The organism is Streptomyces scabichelini, from assembly GCF_011045015.1.
Lineage (GTDB): Bacteria > Actinomycetota > Actinomycetes > Streptomycetales > Streptomycetaceae > Streptomyces > Streptomyces scabichelini.
Genome location: NZ_JAAKZY010000360.1, coordinates 1 through 5,787, shown reverse-complemented (window position 1 = coordinate 5,787; position 5,787 = coordinate 1). Strand labels below are relative to the sequence as shown.

The following is a 5,787-nucleotide window of genomic DNA, read 5'->3' as shown; positions in this document are numbered from 1 at the left end:
GCGGGGAGCCGCGGCCTGGGGGTGGCGCGGGCCGGCCGCGTCGATGGGGACGCCCGCGAGATGAGTGTGCCGACGCACGCCGCGTATCCGCTATTTTTCGAGACGGCCCGCATGAAAGTTGCAAACAAGCCATCTGCTCGGCACGATTCTCGCCATGTTCGACACCATGGACTTCGCAATCGTCAACGCGCTGCAGATCAATCCGCGTATCTCATGGGCGCAGCTGGGGCAGCTCCTGACCGTCGACCCCTCCACGCTCTCGCGCCGGTGGAGCCGGGTGACGCGCGAAGGGCGGGCCTGGTCCAGCTGTTTCCACGTCGTCAACGTCCAGATGAAGGACCTGGCGACCGCGGTGGTCCAGATCGGCTGTGAGCCGGGGCGCCGGGAGAGCGTCATCGAGCAACTGTCCGGCGAGGCGCCGGTGGTGACCATCCACTGCACGTCGGGTGCACGCGACCTCGTACTCACGGTCAGCCTGCCGGGCCGGACCGCCGTGGATCGTTACGTGGACCAGGTCATCGCGGCGGTGCCGGGCGTACGGCGGATGGAGACGAGCTACATGCGCCGCGTCTTCAAACAAGGAACGGACTGGCGTCCGTACGCCCTGACGACGGCTCAGGCGCGGGCGGTGGCCGCCACGCTGCCGTCCGCCCCGGCCGACCCGAAACCGAACGCCTTCCTGCTGGAGCTGATCGCCGCGATCGGCGACGACGTGCGCCGCCCGATCTCCGAGCTGCAACGACGGGTGGGCCGCTCATTGTCGGCGGTCTCCCGCGGAGTGGACACCCTGCTGATGGCGAGCTGGGCGAACTGGCGCATCGACTTCAGCCACGCCCTCGGAGGATGGGAGGAGGTCATGCTCTGGCTTGACGTGCCGCAGAACGAGCTGGAGAACGTCGCCGGCACACTGCGTCGCCTTCCCCAACTGCGGTGGTGCTCGAGCATCACGGGCACAGCGAACATGATCGCGACGGTGTGCCTGCGTGACCTCGCGGAGCTGGACGAGATCGAGGGCAGGCTCGCGGTGGGGTTCCCCATGGCGCGGGTGACGGACCGGTGCGTGGTGCCGCGGATCGCGAAGCGGATGGGGCACGTCATCGGGTACGACAGCCGACTGGAGCGGTACGTGCCATTCGGCGCCGGTCAGGAAGACGGTCGGCGTCCCGTAGGAGCAGGTGGGGTGGCCTGACGCATCAGGCCACCCCACCTCGGATCACTGTTTGGTGGCAGCAGCCCGAACTTCCACCGCATCCCACATCAGAGGCGTGTCGTCGAAGACCACGGCGATCTTGTACTTCCCGGCCTTCATCGTCTTCGGAAGCGTCACGCTGCCCTTCTGGTCCTCGTCGAAGGAGACCGGGCCGAGATCCGTGACGCCCCCGTCGGCCGCGAACGCGTAGACGTGGCCGGTCTTGTTCGCGTGCAGCGCCGTGCCCGCGGGATCCGACGCCGCGGCGTCCAGCGACACAGCGGCCCCCTTCACGCCCCCGCGCTCGATGAGAGCCTTCGACCGCTTGTCCTTCGTCAGGTCCGCGGAGGTCGGCGCCTGCTGGACGAGCCGCCATTCCTGCGAGCCGTCCTCGACCGCGTTCTGCAAGGTCAGCGGTGCCCCTTGGGACGCACCGGTGAGGTACACGCTCGTGTTCTTGACCGCCTGGAACCGGTAGTAGCCGTCGGCGGTCCTGATGACCTTCCAGCTGCCTGTGGGGCTGTTGTCGACCCACTGGCCGATCCGCTGGCCCACCGTGGCGTTCCCCGTCCAAATGGCTGCCGCGCGGCCGCCCGACTTGTTCAGCAGCGTCACGCCGCCGTTCGGCGCGTTCACCACGTGCCAGTACTGGGTGTCCTTGTTCGCCGTTGAGCCGGGGCTCTCCAGGCGTACGTCGGGAACGTCCCCGTTGCCGATGTTGGCGTCGTTGGTCTTGCCACCGGTGCCGATGACCTGCCCGGTCTTGCGGTTCACGAGCTGGTAGTAGGCGCCCTCCGAGCGGCCGAGGTCGACCTCGGCGTAGGCGATCGTCGAGGTGCCCTGGTGGTTGAGGATCGCGATGCGGCCGGTGCCCTCGACGTACTGCAGGTTGCGGCTGTAGCCGGCCGGCGAGGTCGTCTGATACTCCTTCCACACGCCGTCGCCGCGTCCGCTCTCGTTGACCCAGACGTTGCCGCTGCCTGCGGCGTTGTACACCAGGCGCCCGTCGGGAAGCCTGATGACGACCGGGCTGCCACCGGTCGCGAGCGGGCGGGAACCGGCGTCGACCGGCAGTGAGGTGACGGGGTTGTCCGTGGAGCCGCGGTAGAACTTCAGCGGGTCGTCGGCGATCACATACCGGGTGTTGGTTCCGCCGCCCCAGAACTCGTACGGGAGCAGCCACTTGCCGTCCGTCGTCGGGACGACGGTCGTCATGCCCGGCCGGCCGCCTCCGATCTGCGTCTTGCCGCCGCCCATGTCCTGGGTCAGCCCCGCCACGTCGACGACGGGCTCGCTCCACTGCGCGCTGCGGCCGTTCCAGGTCTTGTGGACGAGGATCTGGCCGTGCGAGTCCCGGGCGGTGTCGTTGTCCGGATCCAGCTTCGGCACACCGGTGATGGGGTCGAAGCCGAGGTAGTCGTTCTCGTCGGAGTAGTAGCAGACGAGCTGGCCGTCGTGGACCATCAGATACGGCTCCCAAAGGGGATCGACCTGCTGGTACGTGTTCGCCTTGGCGACGTTCTTGCCGACCGCGCCCGCGCTGCCGCCCTGCCAGCCGCCCGTCGCAATGACGTTGAGGACCTTCCAGCTCTCGCCGTCGTCCGTGCTGGAGTACAGGGCGAGCGCCAGGTCACTGCGGTCTCCGTCGTTGGACGGCGTCCAGTTCGGGTCGGCCGCCTTGTGCTCGAGGTAGTAGTGGTCGTCGCCCGAGACGACGCTCGCGAGGAGCAGCGTGCCCTTCCTCAGGTTCCCGACGTTCTGCGGAAGCACGTAGAGATATGGGTTCGTCCAGTTGCTCGTGTACTTCCCGTACCGGGGATCGTCGGAGAGGTACGCCGGAGCCTTCACCTCGGACAGCGGCTGCCACGACGTGCCGTGGTCGTCGCTCTTGTAGACCGGAAGGGTCTCCCCGTCGGCACTCCCCGTCTCCGGCACGACGGTGGCCTTCTCGAACGACGCGACGAGGCGTCCGCTCGGCAGCTGCGCCGATTTCGGGTAGACCGCGCAGTTGCCCCGCCCCTTCAGACACAGTTCATCGCCGAGCTGGTACAGGATCCCGCCCGTCGGGTTGTACGCCTGCGCACTGGTCATGGGTATCGCCAGCATCGCGGACGCTGCGACGAAGCCGCCCAGCGCATGTCCCAGTCTTCTTCTCTGCATGGCCTCTCCTGCGGGTGTCGAACGATGAGGTGACGCATACGGGTGTCGATCACGGGGTGACGCACGGGGACGACTACGCGGTGACGACTACGTGGTGGCGACTAGGCGGAGACGACTACGCGGTGATGAACACCCGCACGTCCCACGCGCCGAGTTCCAGCGCGGTGCCCGCGGGGGTGCTGCTGCCGTTCACGACGTCGGACAGTTCCACCGGAGCCACGACGCGGGCCGGCTCCCAGCACCAGTTATGGAGCACATGGACGCGGTGTCCCTCGGGGGACGTCCCGGTGGTCGCGGTGACCGTCTCAGGCAGGTCGTGCCAGCCGCTGACCGCGGAGGGCGCGAGCCACTCGGCCAGCGCCCGGGCGAGGCCACGGCCCGGGACCGTGCCGACGTACGTGATACGCCCCGTGCCGTGCCGACGGGTGGTGAGGGCGGGCCAGCGGCCGAAGTGCGGGTGGTCGTACGCGGCGAGGATCTCGGCGTCGACGACGGTGAGACCGTCCGCCCAGTGCGTGGCCGTCGCGTCCTCCGGCAGCTCGAGCGGACTGCCTTCCGCGGCGCGGACCGGGAGTTCGCCCGCCAGGTTGCTGAACTCGTCGTACGTCACACCCGCCGCGTCGACGAGCCGCCCGGGGGCGGGTTCGAGCCGTGCCCGGGCCTCGTGGTCGGCGTACGCGGTGCGCGGGCCGACGACCAGATGGCCGCCCGCGTGGGCGTAGGCGGCGAGCCAGTCGATCGTCGCGTCATCGACGACGTACAGCGCCGGGGCAACCAGGACCGGGTGGCGCCGTACGGCCTCCTCGGGTGTCATGCCCTCACTGCCTCCGGCCGGCGGGACCCCCGTGCCGCGCGGGTCGTGCAGCTGCCGGGCGTGGATGATGCGTACCTGGCGGTCGGCGTCGAAAGCACCTCGGTAGAACGGGTCGAAGACGCGGTGGTAGGCGGCGGGGTCCGGTTCGCCGTCGGCGGTCGCCAGCGGCGGGTACTTCTGCATCAGCCACTTGCTCGGCGTCGAGTAGACCATCGCGATGTCGGCGTCGGGTTCGAGCCCGGCGACGAGCGGGCCGGCCTTCTCGAACTCGGCACCCAGCCGCGTCAGTTCGGCATATGTACGTCCCGGTCGGCCGCTGTGCGGCAGGACCCCGCCCCAGTACGTCTCCGCCCCGAAGCGCAGGGTCTGCCACTGCCAGTACTCGATCATGCGGGCGCCGCGTGCCACGTGCGCCCACGCGGCCTGGCGCCACTGGCCGTCGTATCCGGGCCGGTTGTCCCAGGGGAAGCCGATGGAGCTCGCGTTGGTCTCGGTGACCAGGAACGGCTCCTGGCGTGAGGAGTACATCCAGTCGGCGGTCTGGTACATGGACCAGACGCCGGTGGTCTTCCAGATCTGCTCGTGTGTGTCGGGTGTGGGATCGGGCAGCAGCAGGCCGTCCTGCATGTCGTAGTACGGGTTGCCCGAGGCGATGTCGAGCCGGGCGGACAGCTCGTCGTCCGCCACGCCTCGGCGCGTGTAGGAGATGCAGGTCGTGACGAACTGGCCGGGGCGGGCGTACTCGCGGACGATGTCGGCCTGCCAGCCGATGAACTCGGTGACCTGGCGGGCCTGGAACTCCCGCCACGCCACGTCGTACTGAGGCTGGTTGTTGCCGTCCGGTGTCCACAGGTCGGCCCAGGTGGACAGGCGGTGGGACCAATACACCAGTCCCCATTCGCGGTTGAGGGTCTCGACGTCGCCGTACTCCTCTCTCAGGTGGTCGACGAAGCGCTGGAAGACGCCATGGTTGTGGAAGAGGTGCAGGCCCGGTTCGTTGTCCACCTGCCAGCCGATGACCGCCGGATGGCCGGCGTACCGGGCGACGATCTTGCGGATCACCCGCTCGGCATGGAACCGGAAGGCGGGATGGGTGAAGTCGGCCTCCTGGCGGCCGCCCCAGCCGAAGCGCTGACCGGTGGCGTGCTCGCCGGCGATCTCCGGGTACTGGCGGGCCAGCCACGGCGGCACCGCGTACGTCGGCGTGCCGATGATGACGGAGATGCCGCGCTCGTGGGCGCCGTCGAGCACCGGCTGGAGCCAGTCGAGGTCGAACGTTCCGTTCTCCGGCTCCCAGGTCGACCAGACGGACTCGCCGACCCGGATCACGGTGAAGTGCGCCTCGGCCATCAGGTCGAGGTCGGTCTTCAGCCGTTCGTCGGGCCGCAGTTCGGGGTCGTACGCAGGGGTGTACTCGTGGTAGTACGCGGCGCCGAACAGGACGCGGGCGGGCAGATCCGCCATGAAGGGAACCTCCGGAGAAGTAGGGGGAGTTACTGCTTGACGCTTCCGGTGGCCAGACCGCTCTGCCAGTAGCGCTGGAGCATGAGGAAGGCGATGACGAGGGGGATGATCGAGATCAGGGAGCCGGTCACGACGAGCGGGAGCATGTCGCTGCTGGCGC

2 protein-coding genes and 2 pseudogenes are annotated in these 5,787 nt (G+C 68.9%); 1 reads left to right on the top strand and 3 read right to left on the bottom strand.

The features are described from left to right. Positions 1–154: 154 nt before the first annotated feature. A complete protein-coding gene (locus G5C60_RS49040) occupies positions 155–1,189 on the top strand; it encodes an Lrp/AsnC family transcriptional regulator (RefSeq protein WP_165270529.1) in 1,035 nt (344 codons plus the stop codon). 360 nt (positions 1,190–1,549) lie between these two features. Here the strand turns inward: G5C60_RS49040 and G5C60_RS49035 are convergent. From G5C60_RS49035 to G5C60_RS52900, 3 genes and pseudogenes are all read right to left on the bottom strand, one after another. After that, a pseudogene (locus G5C60_RS49035) lies at positions 1,550–3,349 on the bottom strand (RICIN domain-containing protein); the annotation flags it as partial. A gap of 115 nt (positions 3,350–3,464) precedes the next feature. Next, positions 3,465–5,627: a beta-galactosidase gene (locus G5C60_RS49030; RefSeq protein ID WP_165270527.1), complete on the bottom strand. Its 2,163-nt coding sequence runs from the start codon at positions 5,625–5,627 to the stop codon at positions 3,465–3,467. Between the two features lie 29 nt (positions 5,628–5,656). Further along, positions 5,657–5,787: pseudogene (locus G5C60_RS52900) on the bottom strand (carbohydrate ABC transporter permease); the annotation flags it as partial.

What these genes read in the sequence shown, in the direction of transcription:
- G5C60_RS49040 (WP_165270529.1), top strand. Translation starts at nt 155, where the DNA reads ATGTTCGACACCATGGACTTCGCAATCGTCAACGCGCTGCAGATCAAT.
- G5C60_RS49030 (WP_165270527.1), bottom strand. Translation starts at nt 5,627, where the DNA reads ATGGCGGATCTGCCCGCCCGCGTCCTGTTCGGCGCCGCGTACTACCAC.